The organism is Streptomyces sp. NPDC102441 (assembly GCF_044765585.1).
Classification (GTDB): Bacteria; Actinomycetota; Actinomycetes; order Streptomycetales; family Streptomycetaceae; genus Streptomyces.
Genome location: NZ_JBIWKH010000007.1, coordinates 408,004 through 426,391, shown reverse-complemented (window position 1 = coordinate 426,391; position 18,388 = coordinate 408,004). Strand labels below are relative to the sequence as shown.

Genomic DNA, 18,388 nt, shown 5'->3' with positions numbered 1-18,388 from the left:
CGTAACTACCACTGCTAGTTTTAGTACCGTGGCGCGTTTCTGTACCGTGCGAGCCGCCGGAGGCATTCATGTCCACCACCGAGTCCGCGAAGCCGTCCGCGCCGTCGAAGGCCGCGCCGTTCGACCCGGGTGACCCGCTCGGCATCGACGACCTCCTCGATCCCGAGGACCTCGCGATCCGCGACACCGTGCGCACCTGGGCCGCCGACCGGGTCCTCCCGCACATCGCCGAGTGGTACGAGAACGGCGAGCTGCCCGGCATCCGCGACCTGGCCCGCGAGCTGGGCTCGCTCGGGGCGCTGGGCATGTCCCTGAAGGGATACGGCTGCGCCGGAGCGAGCGCCGTCCAGTACGGCCTGGCCTGTCTGGAGCTGGAGGCCGCCGACTCCGGCATCCGGTCCCTGGTCTCCGTCCAGGGATCCCTCGCCATGTACGCCATCCACCGCTTCGGCTCCGAGGAGCAGAAGCAGCGGTGGCTGCCCGGCATGGCGGCCGGCGAGACCATCGGGTGCTTCGGCCTCACCGAACCGGACCACGGCTCGGACCCCGCCGGGATGCGGACGTACGCCGAGCGGGACGGCGAGGACTGGATCCTCACCGGCCGCAAGATGTGGATCACCAACGGATCGGTCGCCGGGGTCGCCGTCGTATGGGCGCAGACCGACCAGGCGGGCAGCGCTTCGGGCATCCGCGGCTTCGTCGTGCCGACGGACAGCCCCGGCTTCTCCGCCCCCGAGATCAGGCACAAGTGGTCGCTGCGCGCCTCGGTCACCAGCGAGCTGGTCCTGGACGGCGTGCGGCTGCCCGCCGACGCGGTCCTGCCCGGTGCCACCGGGCTGCGCGGCCCGCTCAACTGCCTCAGCCATGCCCGCTACGGAATCGTCTGGGGCTCCATGGGCGCCGCGCGCGCCAGTTTCGAGGCGGCGCTCGACTACGCGAAGACCCGCGAGCAGTTCGGCAGGCCCATCGGCGGGTTCCAGCTCACCCAGGCCAAGCTCGCGGACATGGCGCTTGAGCTTCACAAGGGCATCCTGCTCGCCCACCACCTGGGCCGCCGGATGGACGCCGGGCGGATCCGGCCCGAGCAGATCAGCTTCGGAAAGCTCAACAACGTGCGGGAGGCGATCGAGATCTGCCGCACCTCACGCACGATTCTCGGTGCCAACGGGATCTCGCTGGAATATCCCGTGATGCGGCACGCGACGAATCTGGAGTCGGTGCTCACCTACGAGGGAACCGTGGAGATGCACCAGCTGGTGCTGGGCAAGGCGCTCACCGGCCTGGACGCTTTCCGGTAGGGCTCTCCGGCGAGCGCCCTGCTCAGCTCTGGTTGAAGAAGCCGTCGGCGGGCCGGCCGGCGGCTTCGCCGTTGACCACCTGGGTGTGGGCGGGGGACAGCAGGAAGACCCGGGTCGCCACGCGGTCGATCGAGCCGTGCAGTCCGAAGATCAGCCCCGCGGCGAAGTCCACGACGCGCTTGGCGTCACCGGGGTCCATCGCGGTGAGGTTGACGATCACCGGAACGCCGTCCCGGAAGAGCTCCCCGATGGCGCGCGCGTCCCGGAAGCTGTCCGGGGTGACGGTGGCGATCCGGCGGCCCTTGTCCTCGGCCTTCTCGGAGGCGACCCGCACCCGGGGGTCGGTCACCCATGGCTGATTCGTGCCGGTCTCAGCATCCTCGGAGTACTCGTCGTCGTAGTACCGCTCGTCGTTGTCCTCCACGAGGCCCAGCCAGGCGCTCGCCTTGCGCACCGATCCCATGGACGCCTCCTCTCACCGCGGTTCGTTGGTTCCGTATCTCTTTCCTATCCCTATGGTCGTCCATGATGCGGATACAGCGCCAAGGGGATAGTCGCCGCGCAGGCGATTCGTGACGCTACTGGTGCAGAACATGTGGCGATTCGTCAGGGTTCGTACCGCATAGGGGGGCTTGCGGAAGGAAAATATGATGCCCCGTCCGTACGGGTGACATGGGGCGCGTACGGGTGAACGGAGCCCTCGGTACGATGCACACCGCGCTGGCGCACGAGCGCGGCTCGTCAGGTGAACGGCTCCCGGGGGATCGTCGTGTTCGGAATCGTGAGGCCATGTACCCATCGGCTGTCCGAAGGGCTCAAGACGGAGTGGATGGCTCATCTCTGCGGTCTCTGTCTCGCCCTTCGCGCGGACCACGGGCAGTTCGCCCGGGTCGTGACGAACTATGACGGCCTGATCGTCTCGGTCCTGACGGAGGCTCAGTCCGAGCGCTCCGCCGGGCAGCGGCGCACCGCCGGCCCCTGCCCGCTGCGCTCCATGCGGACGGCACCGGTCGCCCGTGGCGAGGGGGCCAGGCTCGCCGCCGCCGTGTCGCTCGTGCTGGCCTCCGCGAAGGTGCGCGACCATGTGGCCGACCGGGACGGGCTGTTGAAGCGGCGCCCGGTGGCCGCCGCCGCACGCCGGGTCGCCGCGGGCTGGGACAGGGCCGGGGCGCGCACGGGGGCGGAGCTCGGCTTCGACACGGCGGTCCTGGTCGACGCGGTCGACCGGCAGACCGGCATCGAGTCCCTCGCCGGACCGTGCACCCCGCTGCTGACGGTCACCGAGCCCACCGAGACGGCGACCGCGGCGGCCTTCGCACACACCGCCGTACTCGCGGGCAGGCCGCAGAATGTCGTGCCCCTCGCCGAGGCGGGCCGGCTCTTCGGACGGCTCGCGCATCTGCTGGATGCCGTGGAGGACCGCGAAGCTGACGCCGCGTCGGGTGCCTGGAACCCGCTCACCGCGACCGGTACACCGCTCGCCGAGGCCCGCCGCCTGTGCGACGACGCGCTGCACGGTGTGCGCCTGGCGCTGCGGGACGCGGATCTCGGCGACAGCGCGCTGGCACATGTGCTCCTGGTGCACGAGCTGCGGCGCTCCGTGGACCGGGCCTTCGGGTCGGCGTCGTGCTCGCACGCGTCCGGCGGACAGCCCTCGGGCACCTTCGGCCCGCCGCCCGGCAACCCGTACGCACCGACGCCCGGGGGCCCGTACGGACCTCCGGGTCCGCCCCTCCCGCCCGAGCCGCCCCGCAACCGGCGCGGCCTCATAGCCGGCTGCCTGGTCTGGGCCGGGCTCGCCTGCACCTGTCAGATGTGCTGCGCCAGCAGCTTCAACGACCCGTGGAGCGGTCAGGAGCGCGAGGGGCTCTGCCACAAGTGCGACGACTGCTGCGACTGCTGTGAAGGCTGCGGCGAGGGCTGCAACTGCTGTGGCGACTGCTGCAGCTGCGGTGACGGCTGTGACTGCGGGTGCGACTGCTGACGAGATGTCAGGCAGGATTACCTCGGAGGCGGCGGCCTCCGCATCGGCTGATGGCAGCGGTCTGCCTGGTTCGGGGCATGACGGAGTCACTGCGGATTCGACGGCCCCGCTTTCGGGGCCAGGGCAGCACGGACCATCGGGGCGGGAGATCAGCTGTACGAGGGGAGGGGGGAGCGACGTCGTGTACGCGAAGGAACGCGGGGGAATCCGCTCGAGCGCCGGCGAGGGCGCGAGCGGTGAGAAAGGAAACGCAGGGGGGTCAGCTCAACAGGAACAGGACCACACACGACCGAAGTCGATGTGGGAGCGGGTGACCAGCCACAGCTGCGAATACATGGGCCAAGTGGAACAGGCATCCGGGGACGCGTCAACCGAACTGAGACGTACAGCTCACACTGTGGACAAGCTTGACAACAGCACCGCGTGACGCTTTTCTCAGAAGCGGACCGGCGCTGAGGGGCCCGGTCCACGTTGTGTTTCGCGCTGAAGGCACGCCCCGTGTTCGATCTGTATCCACGGAGCCTTCGCATGTCCGCGCAGACAGAAATCCATGCCCCGTCACTTCCCGCCCCGCCGGACGAGCACGCCGGGGACAACCTGCTGTTCCGGTACGTCGCGATCACCTCGCTGCTGTCCGTAGGCCGGCACTGCGTGGAACGCCACTACGCACGCGGCACGGCGGGTGCCAGGTGAGCGACACCCCGACGCTCGTCGTCATAGGCGGCGGCCCCCGCGGCACCGGCGTCATCGAACGCATCGCCGCCAACGCCGCCTCGCTCTACGGCGATCTGCCCCTGGACATCCACCTCGTCGACCCGTACCCGCCGGGAGGCGGCCGTATCTGGCGGCAGGACCAGTCCCCGCTGCTCTGGATGAACTCCATGGCCGAGGACGTCACCATGTTCACCGACGACACCGTCCAGCTGGACGGCCCGGTCAGCCCCGGCCCCGCCCTGCACACCTGGGCCGAGGACGTCCGCGAGGGGCGGACCGTCACCTCCGCCGACCCCGCCGTCCTGGAGGAGATCCGCGGACTCGGCGGCCAGAGCTTCCCCAGCCGCAGGCTCCAGAGCGCCTATCTGCGCTGGGTGTACGAACAGGCCGTCGCCGCGCTCCCGCCCGGCATCACCGTCCACGAGCACACCGGCCACGCCCTGCGCGTCTCGGGACCTCGCGAAGGCCGGCAGCACGTCCGGATCCAGGGGCGCGCCGAGCCGCTCGTCGCCGACCTCGTCGTCCTCACCGTCGGCCACCTCGACGCCGAACCGGACGCGGAACAGCGGGAACTGTCCGCCTTCGCCGCACGCCACGGGCTGGTCCACCTGCCGCCCGACTTCACCGCCGACACCGACCTGTCCGCCGTGCCGGAGGGTGAGGCCGTCCTCGTACGCGGCTTCGGCCTCGCCTTCATCGACCTGATGGTGCTGCTCACCGAGGGGCGCGGCGGACGGTACGAAAACGGGGTCTACATCCCCTCCGGCCGGGAGCCCGTCCTGTACGTCGGGTCGCGACGGGGCGTGCCGTACCACTCCAAGATCGGCTACAGCTGGCAGGGCGAACGGCCGCCCCTGCCCCGCCACTTCGGCGCCGACCAGGTGCGGGAGATCCTGAACGGGCCCGGCCCCGTGGACTACCGGCGTGACCTGTGGCCGCTGATCGCCAAGGAGCTGGGCCACGCCCACTACCACCGGCTCTTCACCGCCCACCGCGAGCGCACCACCGTTGACCTGGGCGACTTCGAGGAGAAGTACGCCGTCGCCGAGCCGGGCAGCCCCGAGCTCGCCGCCCTCGTCGCCTCGGCAGTCCCCGACCCGGCCGACCGGCTCGACCTCGAAGCCCTCGACCGGCCGCTCGACGGGGTGCGTCATGCCTCGTACGACTCACTGCAGGACGGGCTGCGCGCCTACATCACCGCCGACCTCGAACGCCGCAACGACCCCGCGCACTCCTCCGACCTCGCCGTCTTCCTCGGACTGCTCTCCGCTTACGGGCAGCTCGCCGGCGTCGGCGACATCGGTACGCGGTGGCACGGCTTCTTCAGCTACCTCGCCTCCGGGCCCCCCGGCCCCCGGCTGCGCCAGCTCCTCGCCCTCTCGCGGGCCGGCGTCGTGCGCTTCCTCGGCGCCGGCATGACCGTCGAGTCCGACGAGGAGCAAGGTGTCTTCCGCGCCCGCAGCACCACCGTGCCTGGCTCGCACACCGAAGCCCGCGCCCTGGTCGAGGCCCGGCTGCCCGACCCCTCGCTGCGCAGGACCCGGAGCCCGCTGCTGAGCGCGCTGCACGGGGACGGGGCGGCCGGCACCGACACGGGGCTGCTCCGCGTCGACCCCTCCGACAGCCGGATCCTGGACCTCGACGGCAGCCCGCACCCGCGCCGCTTCGCCCTCGGCCCCTGCACCACCGCGCGTGCCGGCGGCGCCTTCACCCGGCCGCGCACCGGCGGCCCGGCATTCCGGCAGAACGACACCACCGCCCGCACGGCCCTGGCGTTCCTGCGCGACCTCTCCTGTCGGGACCGCCTCACCGCGTGAGCACGGCACCCCCCGTTCGCATCCTGTCGCAGAAGGAACCCACACCATGTCGCTGACCAGCGATCCACCCATCGACCCACAGGCCGGAACGGACCCGGGCAAGGAGCCGGCCGCCCACGAGTACGCCGCCCTGAAAGTGGTCCCCCTGCGCCATCCCTGGCGCTGGGTGGCCGTCGCGGCCACGGCCGTCCTGCTCGCCCAGTTCCTGAACGGCCTGGTCACCAACCCCGGCTGGGAGTGGGACGTCTTCGCCCGCTTCGTCACCACCGGGACGATCCTCCACGCCGTCTGGGTCACCCTGCAGCTGACCTTCTACGGCACGGTCATCGGCTTCGCGCTCGGCATCGTCCTGGCCTTCATGCGGTTGTCCGCCAGCCCGTTCCTCAGGGCGGTCTCGTACGCCTACATCTGGGCGTTCCGCTCGATCCCGCTCATCGTCCAGCTGCTGTTCTGGTTCAACCTCGCCTACCTCTACGAGGAGCTCGAATTCGGCGTCCCGTTCGGGCCCGGATTCGTCTCCTTCGACACGATGAACCTCGTCGGCGCCATGAGCGCCGCCGTACTCGGACTCGCCCTGCATCAGGCGGCGTACGCCGCGGAGATCATCCGGGGAGGCGTACTGGCCGTGGACAGCGGCCAGTTGGAAGCAGCAGCCGCACTCGGGATCCCACGGATCCGGCAGCTGCGGCGCATCGTGCTGCCACAGGCGATGCGCTCCATCCTGCCGAACGCCGCCAACGAGATCATCTCCCTCTTCAAAGGCACCTCGATCGTCTCCGTGATGGCGATCGGCGAACTCTTCTACCAGGTCCAGGTCGTCTACGGACGCAACGGCCGGGTGGTGCCCCTGCTCATGGTCGCCACGGTCTGGTACGTCCTCCTGACCACCGTGCTCTCCGTCCTCCAGCACTACGTCGAACGTCACTACGCCAAGGGGGCCGTGCGATGAGCGCACCCACAGAAGAAGCCACCGGCTCCGACGCCATGGTCGAGATCCGGTCCGTCCACAAGAGTTTCGGCTCGCTCGATGTGCTCCGCGGCATCGACCTGTCCGTACGCGCCGGAGAGGTGACCGTCGTCCTCGGCCCCTCCGGGTCGGGGAAGTCCACCCTGCTGCGGACCATCAACCACCTGGAGAAGGCCGACCAGGGCTGGATCAGCGTCGAAGGCACCCTCGTCGGCTACCGCAGGTCCGGCAACAAGCTGTACGAGCTGCGCGAGCGCGAGGTCCTGCGTCAGCGCACCCGGATCGGTTTCGTCTTCCAGAACTTCAACCTCTTCCCGCACCTCACCGTCCTCGAGAACGTCATCGAGGCCCCGGTCGCCGCGCTCGGCCGTCCGCGCAGGGACGCCGTCGCCGCTGCCGAGAAGCTCCTGGCACGGGTCGGCCTCGCGGACAAGGCCCGGGCTTACCCCAAGCAGCTCTCCGGCGGCCAGCAGCAGCGCGTCGCGATCGCCCGCGCACTCGCCCTGGAACCGAGACTGCTGCTCTTCGACGAGCCGACCTCGGCGCTGGACCCCGAGCTCGTCGGCGAAGTCCTCGACGTCATCAAGGACCTGGCCCACGGGGGCACCACGATGATCGTCGTCACGCACGAGATCGGCTTCGCCCGCGAGGTCGCCGACACCGTGGTCTTCATGGACGAGGGACGGATCGTCGAGCAGGGCCCGCCCGCCGACGTACTCGACCACCCGGTCCAGGAGCGCACCCGCGCCTTCCTCTCCAAGGTCCTCTGACCATGTCCCCGCAACCGTCGCCGCAGTCGAGGAGCAGTCACGTGTCCGTCCGCCGCACCCTCCCCGTCGTCCTCGCCACCCTCACCGCCGCCGGGCTGCTCACGGCGTGCGGCAGCAGCGACGCGGCCGAGGACGTGATCCGCCCGGAGGGAGCGAAGGGCGCCGGTGTCAACATCGGGCCCGACCAGAACCGGATCAGAGGCAAGAAGGCCGACGCCATCGCGGCCGGAGTGCCCGCCGCCGTCCGCGAGCGCGGCATACTCCGGCTGGGCGCGAGCGCCGACGCCTCACCACCGCTCGGCTTCTACGCGACCGACGACAGAACCCGGATCGGCAGCGAGGTCGACCTCGCGACCCTGATCGCCGACACACTGGGGCTGAAGCCGGAGTTCGAGCAGGTCTCCTGGGAGAACCTCTTCGTCGGTCTCGACAGTTCCAAGTTCGACGGAGTCCTCTCCAACGTCACGGTGACCGAGGAGCGCAAGGAGAAGTACGACTTCGCGACGTACCGGCTCGACAACATCGCCTTCGAGGCCAGGAAGGGCTCCGGCTGGAAGGTGAAGGGCCCCGCCGACGTGGCGGGGAAGACGATCTCCGTCGCCTCCGGCACCAACCAGGAGAAGATCCTCGTCGACTGGAGCGAGGAGAACGTCAAGGCCGGGCGGAAGCCCGTGGAGATCAAGTACTTCCAGAAGGACACCGACTACTACCTGGCCCTCCGGTCGGGCCGCATCGACGCCTATCTCGGCCCGAGCCCCTCGGCCAACTACCACGTCGCGTCGGCCGGACAGTCCGAGATCATCGGCACGCTCTCCGGCGGCGGTGACGGCATCCAGGGGAAGATCGCCGCCACCACGAAGAAGGACAGCGGCCTGGTCGAGGCGTACGGCGCCGCGATCGACCACATCATCCAGGACGGCTCGTACGCCAAGGTGCTGAAGCGCTGGGGCCTGTCCGACGAGGCCGTCGAGAAGTCGGAGATCAACCCGCCCGGCCTCCCCAAGACCGAGAACTGACCCGAGAGGTCCCGCATGCCCGCCACCAGGCCACTCCACCTCGCCGCCGAGATCGGAGGCCCCCCGCGCTACGCCGCCGGTTCCTACGTCACACTCGCGCGCCTCGCCGAAGGGGGAGCGCTCGACTACGTCACCCTGAGCGACTCCTTCGGCCGCCCCGGCCCCGACGCGCTCGCCGTACTGGCCCGCGTCGCCCCGGCCACCACACGGATCGGCCTCGTGCCGACCGTCACCACCACCCACACCGAGCCCTTCCACGTCTCGTCCGCCGTCGCCACCCTCGACTGGGTCAGCAAGGGCCGGGCCGGCTGGCAGGCCGACGTGTCGACCACCGAGGCCGAGGCCCGGCTGTTCGGCCGGCGCCCGGCCGCACCCGCCGGGGCCCTGTGGCAGGAGGCGGGGGAGACCGCCGACGTCGCGGCCCGGCTGTGGGACAGCTGGGAGGACGACGCGGAGATCCGGTCCGTCGCCACCGGCCGCTTCATCGACCGCGACAAGCTGCACTACGTCGACTTCGAGGGCAGCACCTTCTCCGTCCGTGGCCCCGCCATCGTGCCCCGGCCACCGCAGGGCCGGCCCGTCACCGTCGTCGACGGCACGAGCGGCCCCGCCCGGGAGGCCGCCGCGCTCCACGCCGACGTCGTCCACGTACGGGCCACCTCGCCCGAACAGGCGGCCGCGCTCCGCGACGAACTGCGCCGAAGTGCCGCGGCCCACGGCCGGGACCCCGACGGCCTGCGGATCCTGGTCGCCCTCACCGTCGACCTCGGGGACGCCGAGAAGACACCCGAACCCGGTCTTGAGAGCGGCCCGCAGCTCGCCGGGCGGGGGACCTACTTCCGGGGCGGCCCGGTCGACCTCGCCGAACTCATCATCCGGTGGCACCGGGGCGGGGCCGCCGACGGCTTCCACCTCACCCCCATCACACCGGAACGCGACCTGGAGAGGATCGTCAACGGAACAGTGGCCCTGCTCCAGCACCGCAGCCTGTTCCGCACCTTCTACCCGGGCGGCACACTCCGCGAGCACCTCGGCCTCGGCCGGCCCGCCAACCGTCACACCCTCGCGAGGACCTCAGGGGGTCGTTCATGAAGCAGATGCATCTCGCCGCCCACTTCCCGGGCGTCAACAGCACCACCGTGTGGACCGATCCCCGCTCCCGGAGCCAGATCGACTTCGCCTCCTTCGAGCACCTGGCGAGGACCGCGGAGCGCGGGAAGTTCGACTTCTTCTTCCTCGCGGAAGGGCTGCGGCTGCGCGAGCACAACGGCCGCATCCACGACCTGGACGTCGTCGGCCGCCCCGAATCCCTCACCGTCCTCAACGCCCTGGCCGCCGTCACCGAACGGCTCGGGCTCGCAGCCACGGTCAACGCCACCTTCAACGAGCCGTACGAACTCGCCCGGCGCCTCGCCACGCTCGACCACCTCAGTGACGGGCGCGCCGCGTGGAACGTGGTGACCTCGTCCGACGCCTTCACCGGCGAGAACTTCCGCCGCGGCGGCTACCTCGACCGGGCCGACCGGTACACCCGCGCGGCCGAATTCGTGGCCACCGCACGGGAGCTGTGGGACTCCTGGACACCGGAAGGCGCCTCGCGGCGGTTCGCGCACTCGGGGCAGCACTTCGACATCTCCGGGGAGTTCACCGTCCCCCGCTCCCCGCAGGGCCACCCCGTCGTGATCCAGGCCGGAGACTCCGACGAAGGGCGGGAGTTCGCCGCCTCCGCCGCCGATGTCATCTTCACCCGGCACGGCACCCTGGAGGCCGGCCGGCAGTTCTACGCCGACGTCAAGGCGCGGCTGGCGAGACACGGCAGGGAGCCCGGGGACCTGAAGATCATGCCCGGGGTCTCCGTCGTCCTGGGCGACACCGACGCCGAGGCCCGGCAGAACGCCGCCGAGATCCGCCGGCAGCAGGTGTCCCCGCAGAACGCGATTCTCGCCCTCGAACAGATCTGGGGCCGCGACCTCTCCTCGTACGACCCCGACGGACCTCTCCCCGACATCGACCCGGACCCCGGGTCGGACCTGGTCCAGGGCAGGGTCAGGGTCGCGGACCCGCTGGCGGCGGCCGCGCGATGGCGGGCGCTGTCCGAGGCCGAGGGGCTGTCCATCCGGCAGACGGCCATCGAGGCCACGGCCCGGCAGTCCTTCATCGGTTCCCCGGAGACGGTCGCCGCCGAACTGGAGAAGTTCGTCGCCGCAGACGCGGCCGACGGCTTCATCCTCGTACCGCATCTCACCCCTGGCGGCCTCGACGACTTCGTCGGCCGGGTGGTCCCGCTCCTCCAGGCACGCGGAGCCTTCCGCACCGAATACACCGGCTCCACGCTGAGGTCGCACCTCGGCCTGGCCACGCCCGTATGGAAAAGTTGACCGCATGAGCACGGACGCACAGCAGGACAGCGAGGAGTTCCACGCCTGGCAGCGCTGGCACGAGCGGCGCATCGTCGCCGTGGCCGCGCCGCACGGCCCGCTCTCCCTCACCGGAACCCACTGGCTCGCCGACCACCCGGAGGGTCGAATTCCGGCCGTGCCCGGTCTGTGGCGCGCGGACGGCGACGAGGTGGTGCTCGCCGCCACCCCCGAGGACGGGCTGACCGTCGACACGGAGCCGCTGTCCGGCGAGATCCGCCTCGGCCCCGACCGGGGGCCCATCGACACCTCCCGGGTGGCACAGGGCGAGCGCCGACTGGCCGTGCTGAGCCGTGAAGGACTGTGGGCCGTACGGGACTTCGACCCGCAGTCCCCGGCCAGGCACGCCTTCCGGACCATCGACGCCACCCCGTACGACCCGAAGTGGTCGCTGGACGGCACCTTCCGGCCGTACGGATCCGACCGGACCGTCCGCGTCGAGAACGCCGACGGGCGCGAGCGGGGCCTGGGACTCGCCGGCGAGATCGCCTTCACCGTGGACGGGGCCGAACACACCCTCCAGGTGGCGGTCGAGCCCGACGGCTCGCTCTGGGCCGTCTTCGCCGACGCCACCAGCGGGAACGGCAGCTACCGCTTCCGCTTCCTGAGGCCTCCGGCCCCCGACGAGGACGGCGGGGTGCGGGTCGACCTCAACCGCGCCCTGCTGCCGCCGTGCGCCTTCGCCGACCACTTCATCTGCCCCTTCCCGCCACCGGGCAACACCCTCACGGTGGCGGTCCCGGCGGGGGAGCGGAACCGTATCGACGGCTGACCCCGTCCCACCCCGGACGCGCGGCACGGGCCCGTGCCGCGCGGCCCGCACGTCCGAAAAGGCGCCCTTGCGCGGCAGGTTGACACGCCTCGATACTCCCGAGCAGCGCCCGTCAGGAGTACGACACATCCGGAATTCGAACGTATTTCGGACACTGTCGTGCTCCATGACCGCGCCTCACGGGTCCGGCCACCCCACAGGCGGGCCCCCGATTCCCCTCGGGAGGAATGACAAGTGAGGATCAAGCGCACCAACCCCCGCAGCGGCAACAGGGCGAGACGCAGCCGGATCACGGCCGTCTCCGCGGGCCTTGTCGCCGTCGCAGCCCTGGCCGTCCCGGCCGCCAACGCCGACCAGGCCGGGACCTACGGCGCCGACCAGCTCAGCGCGGCGGGAGAAGCCGTGCTCGACGCCGACGTCCCCGGCACCGCCTGGAACGTCGACCCGGCGACCGGACGGCTCGTCGTCACCGTGGACAGCACCGTCTCGCAGGCGGAGATCGACAGCATCAAGGAGTCCGCCGGCGCCAACGCGGGCGCCCTGCGCATCGAGCACACCCCCGGAAAGTTCAGCAAGCTGATCTCGGGAGGTGACGCCGTCTACGCCTCCAGTTGGCGCTGCTCCCTCGGCTTCAACGTCCGCAGCGGCAGCACCTACTACTTCCTGACGGCCGGACACTGCACCGACGGCGCCGGCACCTGGTGGTCCGACTCCGCCCACACCACGGTCCTCGGCACCACCTCGGGATCCAGCTTCCCGACCAACGACTACGGCATCGTGCGCTACACCAACTCCTCGGTGACCAAGTCCGGCACGGTCGGCAGCCAGGACATCACCAGCGCGGCCAACGCCACCGTCGGCATGTCCGTCACCCGTCGGGGCTCCACCACCGGCATCCACAGCGGCTCCGTCACCGGCCTCAACGCCACGGTCAACTACGGCAGCGGTGACATCGTCTCCGGCATGATCCGCACCAACGTGTGCGCCGAACCCGGCGACTCCGGCGGCCCCCTCTACTCGGGCACCCGGGCGATCGGTCTCACCTCCGGCGGCAGCGGCGACTGCACCTCCGGCGGGACGACCTTCTTCCAGCCGGTCACCGAAGCACTCAGCGCGTACGGCGTCAGCGTGTTCTGACCCGGCCGGGCACCGCCGCACTCCCGTGAGCCCCCGCCGATCCCGGCGGGGGCTCCCGTTCCGCCCACGGCATTTGAGAGGATGTCAGGACGGTCGGTCGCAGGGGCACCACGGGGGCGGACGCTGTGCGGTCCGGAGGGATGCCTTCCGGGAGCCCCCGCAGACACCAGGGGGTTCCAGGTCCGTGAAACGCATCGGAGTGACCGGTCACCGTTCCATCCCCCAAGAGGTCCAGGCGCATGTGCTGGCAGGGCTGAGGGCTGCGCTGTGCGGACACGAGGGTGCCCTGGAGGCGCTCTCCAGCCTGGCGGTCGGGGCCGACCAGCTCTTCGCCGACCTCGCACTGGCCCAGGGCGCGGAGCTGACCGTCGTCATCCCCAGCGGGGACTACGAGGACGGCTTCGCCGACGAGGCGGACCTGGCGCGCTATCTGACGCTCAAGACCCGGGCCGCCCGCGAGATCCGGCTGGACTTCCCGCACTCCACCGACGAGGCCTACTACGCCGCGGGCGCCTACATCGCCGACCACTGCGACCGGCTGATCGCGGTCTGGGACGGCCTGCCGGCACGGGGCCTCGGAGGCACCGGCGACATCGTGGCGTACGCCCGCAGCCTCGGACGCCCGGTCACCGTCATCTGGCGCGACGGGGTGGAGCGCGGCTGAACCCACGTGCCCTCACATCCGGTGCCTGACCAGCCAGTCCGTGTGCTCGGGAGAGACGATCCGCTCGGTCTCGAAGACGGCGGCCGCCCACTGGCGTTCGGTGAGGGTGGTCTCCATCGCGGCCTGCATGTTCTCCAGGTCGTCCTCGACCAGGGAGTGCGCGGTCACCAGCGGATGATGACGCCGCATCTCGTTCCAGGCGAGGCAGGCGGCAGCCGCCGCGGAGAACGTCCCGGTGAGCGCGAACGACCCGGCGCTCCCGAAGCTCTGCAGCACGGCGAGGACCAGCGCCGGGAGCGTCAGCGCGGCGACGGTGCTCGACCAGACGAGCGCACCGCGCCGTGAGACCAGCCTGCGCCTGCGGTACCAGCGCCGCTGCTCGATCAGGCGGTCCCGGATGTACGTCTCCTTGCGTACGGTGAACGCCTTCTCGCGCAGCTCACGCATGGACGAGGTGATGAGCCCGCCGCCCGAGTCCGCCATCTCCTCCCTCGGGTCGTTCCACCCCACCTTCCGCAACTCCTGGAGCCCTTCTTCGAGCCGGTTGGCGAACACCGCTTCGGGGTGCTGGACTGCCGAGTCGAAGGGGGAGCCGTGGACCGCGTAGCGCCAGCAGTTGGACTTGATGAACTCGGCCGCGGAACGGTTGAGTTGCCAGTGCGACTTTGCTTTGCGCCGCGAGCCGAGGTAGGTCGTGATCAGGACACCGAGATACGCCAACACGGCGATACCATCGAAGAGTTGGACCCGCGAGCCGACCTCGGCGTGCCAGGGCAGGGCGGCGGGCACGGTGCCCAGGACGAGCAGGACGAGCTGGCCGCGGGTGGTGTTCACCGCCTCACGCCGGCGGGCGATGGCCACGGCGTCGGTGTGGTGGAAGAGTGCGGGCAGATCAGCGCTCCTGAAGACCATGCTCTGCAGTGGTCCTGGAATCGCCATGTTCACCCCCGTGTGCAGTTGTGGAACGCGACATCGGTCCAGGATCCAGGCGCAGCCGTACGTGGTCGGCCCATGCGTGTGCCCGGGGGTCCGGAAGCGCGTGCGAAGGCCTGCCCGGGGCCATGAGAGTAGGTCGCGACTGCTCGTACGGCAATGGCGCCTCCGGGGGCTTCGATGTCCGCCGGGGCCGAAAAGGCGCTCTCGTGCGATCGGACGCTTCTGTGGAAAGGTCACACAACACCGCGGTATCAAGGGGAAGTTGGTGCAGTGAGAGATCGGGAAGGCCTCTCCTCGGCTCGGGGGAGGGTGCATGGATGCAGGTCCCGGAGACGTTGGTCCGTCCTCCCAGCTTCAACACAGAGTCCGTAGAAGCGCGTTGCTGTTCACCGCACCTCTGGTGATGCTCGGGCTGCTGACGCTCGTCCTTGTCCGGGAGACGATCCGCGGCAACATCGCGCCCGACGCGCAGGATCACTGGCCCTGGCGCCTGGAAGTGCTCGACATGGAGGCGCTCGGCAGCCTCCTGGCTGTCGCCGTCGGTGCCGTCCTCGCCCGCGCACAGTACGCCCGCACGGTGCGGCCCTATCTGGGGTGGCGGGGGTCGTGGACCAAGGGCCACCTTCGTGGGAACTCCCAGGCGTGGACCGTGGGCGTACTGAACGGAGGGCAGCACATCGCGACCCTGGAGTCCTACGACTGCCGGGTCGTCCTTGCGGGCAGGGACGGTCGCGCAGCCTCTCGGTGGACGGACATCTCGGTGGCGGTGACCGAGCTCGCCGGGGCGGGGCTCGTGGTCGCCGAGGACTTCCAGCTCGTCGAACTGGGACCGGGCTTTCCTCTCGTGGGCACCAGTAGCTACGAAACGCTGCTGGTGGGTGCCTTCTCGAAGAAGTTCGTCGAGCGCGTCGACGCGCTCTATGTGCGTATGCGGGTGACCGACGTCGTGGGTGACAGCCACGAGCGCACCGGCGACTGCATGAAGGGAGCGCGGGCCAACACGCACGCGCCGCTCGACTGACACCCGTGTCGGCCGCCGAACGGGTGAACAACGCGCGCATGAGGGGATGCTGTCCCCGTGCGTCGTCCTGTCCTCGCCCACGGCCGTCCAGGCGCCCCGCGAGTGGCGGTGCGGCAGTGGGTGTGTGGATGCCGGCCGGCTCGGTTCGCGACCAGAACCGTGAGGTGAGCGGAGAGGCCCGCGGGGGCGGCCGTTCGATGGTTCCCGTCTCGGCTGTTCTTCCCTCACCCGGGCGGGTCAATGGTCACAATGATTTCCGTCTCCGTAATTCGGCGTAAACACAGGTTTCCCTCTCACGCCGGCGTTTGCGAAGGGGCGTGGGCAGAGTAAAGTCATGCCGCCGGACACTGTGAATATGCAGGCCCGGCTGTGATCCAGTGTCGATCCAGTGTCCAGAAACAATCCATCAAGGACGGCCGTGAAGACCTACGCAAGCTCCCCCTCCTTCGCCATTGCGAAGAAGAGCCGTGTGCCGCTCGCCAAGATCGACGCCAGTGGCGCCGACGCGTCCAGGAAGATCGGGCGGGTACTCACCACCTCCATGAGTCGTCCCACACAGACCTCGACCTTCAGCTCAGCACTCTGAGTCGAGTGCTGAGGTGGCTAGACTGGGGGAATGACAGGACCCCTGGTCCCCTTTCGCGAGGTCGTGCTCAAAGTGCACAGCAGGTGCGATCTCGCGTGTGACCATTGCTATATCTATGAACACGCAGATCAGAGTTGGCGCACCCGCCCTAAGTCCATCTCTGACGAGGCGATTTCATGGACGGCTCGACGATTGGCCGAGCATGCCTCGGAGCATGCACTCGATTCGATGTCAGTGATCCTGCATGGAGGCGAGCCGCTCCTGGCCGGCCCTGCGCGACTGCGCCGCGTCTGCGAGGAGCTCACCTCGGCGTTGGACGGTACCGCTGAGCTGGACCTCAGGATCCATACGAACGGTGTCCAGCTCAGCCCCCGCTATCTCGACCTCTTCGACGAGTTCGACGTCAAGGTCGGTATCTCGCTCGACGGCGACCGTGCGGCGAACGACCGGCACCGCCTCTTCGCCAACGGCCGGACGAGCCATCCCCTGGTCCTCAGAGCCGTGGAGCTACTTCGCCAGGACCGCTACCGGCACCTGGACCTAGGGCTGCTGTGCACCATCGACATCCGGAATGATCCGGTCGCTGTGTACGACGCACTCGTCGAGCTCGACCCCCCGCAGGTGGATTTCCTCCTGCCGCACGCCACGTGGGACGAGCCCCCGTTGCGGCCCGGCGGCTCGCCCACCGCCTACGCCGACTGGATCCTCGCGGTCTTCGACCGCTGGGCGGAACAGGGGCGGAAACTGCCGGTGCGGCTCTTCTCCTCGGTCCTCTCGACTCTGAGCGGCGGCCCGAGCCTCACCGAATCGCTCGGGCTCGCCCCGACGGACCTGGTGGTCATCGAGACGGACGGGCAGCTGGAGCAGGTCGACTCGCTCAAGAGCGCCTATGAGGGGGCGGCGGCCACCGGGTTCGACGTGTTCTCGCACTCCTTCGACGAGGTTGCCGCCCACCCAGGGGTGCGGGCACGGCAGCTCGGCCTGGCGGGCGTCAGCGAGAAGTGCCGGGCGTGCCCCGTCGTACGCTCGTGCGGTGGTGGCCTCTACACGCACCGCTACCGCTCCTCCAACGGGTTCGACAACCCGTCCGTGTACTGCGGGGACCTGGAGACGCTGGTGCGAGCCATCGAGGAGCGTGCCGCTGCCTCCATCGGTTCTCCGGCGGTCACGGAGCCGGCCGAACTCGTGGCGGCGGGACAGGACCTGAACCGCACGATCCTCGCCGCCCTTCACACCAGGCTCGGCGCACGCGGCCATGCGTACTGGGACGAGGCGTGGGAACTGGCGGCGGAAGCGGAGCGGACCGAGCAGGGGGCCACCGCTCTGGACGAGGTGCTCGGCCACCCCTACGCCCGTACCTGGCTCCTCCGAGCCCAAGGGGGGCCGGACGACCAGGCCCACGGGGACCGGGCGGCCGGGCGCCTGGCCGCATCCGTGGCAGCTGCCGCCATCCGCGCGCGACTCGAGCTCACGGTTCCCGTGCGGTTCGACGACGGCAGGCTCTTCCTTCCGACTCTGGGAGAAGTGCGGATCGGTGAACCGGGGGAACAGGGGAGAGCCCTGGTGCGAGCGTCAGGGGAAGGGATCCTGGTCCGCGGGGAAGGTCCGGGTGGAGCGACACGCGTCATCGAGACCGTGACGGACGAGGGCCCCTACTGGACTCCGCTGCGCCGCGTCGGAGGGCCCGATTTCGTGCTCGACGATCTGGACCCGTACCGCGACTGCTTCGGTGCCCCCGTGGCTTCGCGACTCACTCCGCAGCAGGCCGAACAGTGGGGCGTACGCCTGGACGCGGCGTGGGAGCTGCTGCGGGAAAGGGTCCCTGACCAGGCGACCGAGGCGGCGAGGGCCATGGTGGTCCTGACTCCTCTCGGCGCAGGGCCCACCCGAGCCGGAGAGCACGGCTACGGGGCGCTGGGTCTCGGCGTCGACGGTGACGACGAAGAGCACGCGCTCTCCCTGCTGCGCGGATTCAGGCGTACGAAGTTCCGGGCGCTCGTCGGTGTCACGGATCTTTACGCCGCGGACGGGGAATGGGAACACCGGGCACCCTGGAGCCAGGAATCCGTCCCGTTCTCCCAGTTGCTTGCAGAGACTTTTGAACGGGTGGGGACGGAACTTTTCAGGCCACAGGATCTGGAAGGTGTCCGGAATGCGCTCCGCACGCTCGAATCTGCCCCCGAACTGACTATCGATGGAACGCGAGTGCTGGCCGGCCTCCAAAAAGAGCTCGCCGGCTGCGCGCACGGAACATCTGAGGAAAAACAGCCGCAAGGTGCTTTCTGATCA

General features: G+C 70.1%; 17 protein-coding genes. 15 read left to right on the top strand and 2 right to left on the bottom strand.

Translation table 11 applies throughout. The annotated features are described in order from the left end of the window. The first annotated feature begins 68 nt into the window (after nt 1-68). Nucleotides 69-1,298: an acyl-CoA dehydrogenase family protein gene (locus tag ACIREO_RS18440; protein ID WP_404110929.1), complete on the top strand. Its 1,230-nt coding sequence runs from the start codon at nt 69-71 to the stop codon at nt 1,296-1,298. 22 nt (nt 1,299-1,320) lie between these two features. Here ACIREO_RS18440 and ACIREO_RS18435 read toward each other — a convergent pair whose 3' ends face one another. Then, nucleotides 1,321-1,761: a cell division protein SepF gene (locus ACIREO_RS18435; RefSeq protein WP_362931899.1), complete on the bottom strand. Its 441-nt coding sequence runs from the start codon at nt 1,759-1,761 to the stop codon at nt 1,321-1,323. A 306-nt stretch (nt 1,762-2,067) separates the two neighbouring features. Between ACIREO_RS18435 and ACIREO_RS18430 the strand changes: the two genes are divergently transcribed. From ACIREO_RS18430 to ACIREO_RS18380, 11 genes are all read left to right on the top strand, one after another. Beyond that, nucleotides 2,068-3,282 (top strand): DUF5685 family protein, encoded by a 1,215-nt coding sequence (locus ACIREO_RS18430; protein WP_404110925.1) that lies wholly within the window; start codon nt 2,068-2,070, stop codon nt 3,280-3,282. Nucleotides 3,283-3,810: 528 nt separating this feature from the next. Beyond that, the gene (locus ACIREO_RS18425) at nt 3,811-3,975 is read left to right on the top strand and encodes a hypothetical protein (protein ID WP_404110922.1); all 165 of its coding nucleotides are present in this window, start codon (nt 3,811-3,813) and stop codon (nt 3,973-3,975) included. After that, nucleotides 3,972-5,813, top strand: a complete 1,842-nt coding sequence (locus ACIREO_RS18420; RefSeq protein WP_404110919.1) for an FAD/NAD(P)-binding protein — start codon at nt 3,972-3,974, stop codon at nt 5,811-5,813. Before ACIREO_RS18425 ends, ACIREO_RS18420 begins: the two co-directional genes overlap by 4 nt. Nucleotides 5,814-5,859: 46 nt before the next feature. Continuing rightward, complete coding sequence (locus tag ACIREO_RS18415) at nt 5,860-6,762, top strand: amino acid ABC transporter permease (RefSeq protein WP_404110916.1); 903 nt, start codon at nt 5,860-5,862, stop codon at nt 6,760-6,762. A 35-nt stretch (nt 6,763-6,797) separates the two neighbouring features. Continuing rightward, nucleotides 6,798-7,550: an amino acid ABC transporter ATP-binding protein gene (locus tag ACIREO_RS18410; RefSeq protein ID WP_404111089.1), complete on the top strand. Its 753-nt coding sequence runs from the start codon at nt 6,798-6,800 to the stop codon at nt 7,548-7,550. Between the two features lie 41 nt (nt 7,551-7,591). Then, a complete protein-coding gene (locus ACIREO_RS18405) occupies nt 7,592-8,566 on the top strand; it encodes an ABC transporter substrate-binding protein (protein WP_404110913.1) in 975 nt (324 codons plus the stop codon). 15 nt (nt 8,567-8,581) lie between these two features. After that, the gene (locus tag ACIREO_RS18400) at nt 8,582-9,658 is read left to right on the top strand and encodes an LLM class flavin-dependent oxidoreductase (protein WP_404110910.1); all 1,077 of its coding nucleotides are present in this window, start codon (nt 8,582-8,584) and stop codon (nt 9,656-9,658) included. Next, the gene (locus ACIREO_RS18395; protein ID WP_404110907.1) at nt 9,655-10,944 is read left to right on the top strand and encodes an NtaA/DmoA family FMN-dependent monooxygenase; all 1,290 of its coding nucleotides are present in this window, start codon (nt 9,655-9,657) and stop codon (nt 10,942-10,944) included. The genes ACIREO_RS18400 and ACIREO_RS18395 overlap by 4 nt, the downstream gene beginning before the upstream one ends. A gap of 4 nt (nt 10,945-10,948) precedes the next feature. Further along, nucleotides 10,949-11,755 (top strand): DUF1684 domain-containing protein, encoded by an 807-nt coding sequence (locus ACIREO_RS18390; RefSeq protein ID WP_404110905.1) that lies wholly within the window; start codon nt 10,949-10,951, stop codon nt 11,753-11,755. Nucleotides 11,756-11,989: 234 nt separating this feature from the next. Next, nucleotides 11,990-12,892: a S1 family peptidase gene (locus ACIREO_RS18385; protein WP_404110902.1), complete on the top strand. Its 903-nt coding sequence runs from the start codon at nt 11,990-11,992 to the stop codon at nt 12,890-12,892. 184 nt (nt 12,893-13,076) lie between these two features. Then, nucleotides 13,077-13,556, top strand: coding sequence for a hypothetical protein (locus tag ACIREO_RS18380; protein WP_404110899.1), 480 nt, complete (start codon nt 13,077-13,079; stop codon nt 13,554-13,556). 12 nt (nt 13,557-13,568) lie between these two features. Here ACIREO_RS18380 and ACIREO_RS18375 read toward each other — a convergent pair whose 3' ends face one another. Continuing rightward, complete coding sequence (locus ACIREO_RS18375; RefSeq protein ID WP_404110896.1) at nt 13,569-14,468, bottom strand: DUF4231 domain-containing protein; 900 nt, start codon at nt 14,466-14,468, stop codon at nt 13,569-13,571. A gap of 403 nt (nt 14,469-14,871) precedes the next feature. Here ACIREO_RS18375 and ACIREO_RS18370 point away from each other — a divergent pair, with 403 nt between their 5' ends. From ACIREO_RS18370 to fxsBH, 3 genes are all read left to right on the top strand, one after another. Further along, nucleotides 14,872-15,513: a hypothetical protein gene (locus tag ACIREO_RS18370; RefSeq protein ID WP_404110893.1), complete on the top strand. Its 642-nt coding sequence runs from the start codon at nt 14,872-14,874 to the stop codon at nt 15,511-15,513. A 418-nt stretch (nt 15,514-15,931) separates the two neighbouring features. Beyond that, the gene (gene fxsA / locus ACIREO_RS18365) at nt 15,932-16,099 is read left to right on the top strand and encodes an FxSxx-COOH cyclophane-containing RiPP peptide (RefSeq protein WP_404110890.1); all 168 of its coding nucleotides are present in this window, start codon (nt 15,932-15,934) and stop codon (nt 16,097-16,099) included. Nucleotides 16,100-16,129: 30 nt separating this feature from the next. Continuing rightward, nucleotides 16,130-18,385 (top strand): radical SAM/SPASM protein FxsBH, inactivated beta-hydroxylase extension form, encoded by a 2,256-nt coding sequence (gene fxsBH / locus ACIREO_RS18360; protein ID WP_404110888.1) that lies wholly within the window; start codon nt 16,130-16,132, stop codon nt 18,383-18,385. The last annotated feature ends 3 nt before the right edge of the window (nt 18,386-18,388 follow it).

Coding starts and splice junctions, on each gene's coding strand:
- ACIREO_RS18440 (WP_404110929.1), top strand. CDS start 69: ATGTCCACCACCGAGTCCGCGAAGCCGTCCGCGCCGTCGAAGGCCGCG.
- ACIREO_RS18435 (WP_362931899.1), bottom strand. CDS start 1,761: ATGGGATCGGTGCGCAAGGCGAGCGCCTGGCTGGGCCTCGTGGAGGAC.
- ACIREO_RS18425 (WP_404110922.1), top strand. CDS start 3,811: ATGTCCGCGCAGACAGAAATCCATGCCCCGTCACTTCCCGCCCCGCCG.
- ACIREO_RS18415 (WP_404110916.1), top strand. CDS start 5,860: ATGTCGCTGACCAGCGATCCACCCATCGACCCACAGGCCGGAACGGAC.
- ACIREO_RS18410 (WP_404111089.1), top strand. CDS start 6,798: ATGGTCGAGATCCGGTCCGTCCACAAGAGTTTCGGCTCGCTCGATGTG.
- ACIREO_RS18400 (WP_404110910.1), top strand. CDS start 8,582: ATGCCCGCCACCAGGCCACTCCACCTCGCCGCCGAGATCGGAGGCCCC.
- ACIREO_RS18395 (WP_404110907.1), top strand. CDS start 9,655: ATGAAGCAGATGCATCTCGCCGCCCACTTCCCGGGCGTCAACAGCACC.
- ACIREO_RS18390 (WP_404110905.1), top strand. CDS start 10,949: ATGAGCACGGACGCACAGCAGGACAGCGAGGAGTTCCACGCCTGGCAG.
- ACIREO_RS18375 (WP_404110896.1), bottom strand. CDS start 14,468: ATGGTCTTCAGGAGCGCTGATCTGCCCGCACTCTTCCACCACACCGAC.
- fxsBH (WP_404110888.1), top strand. CDS start 16,130: ATGACAGGACCCCTGGTCCCCTTTCGCGAGGTCGTGCTCAAAGTGCAC.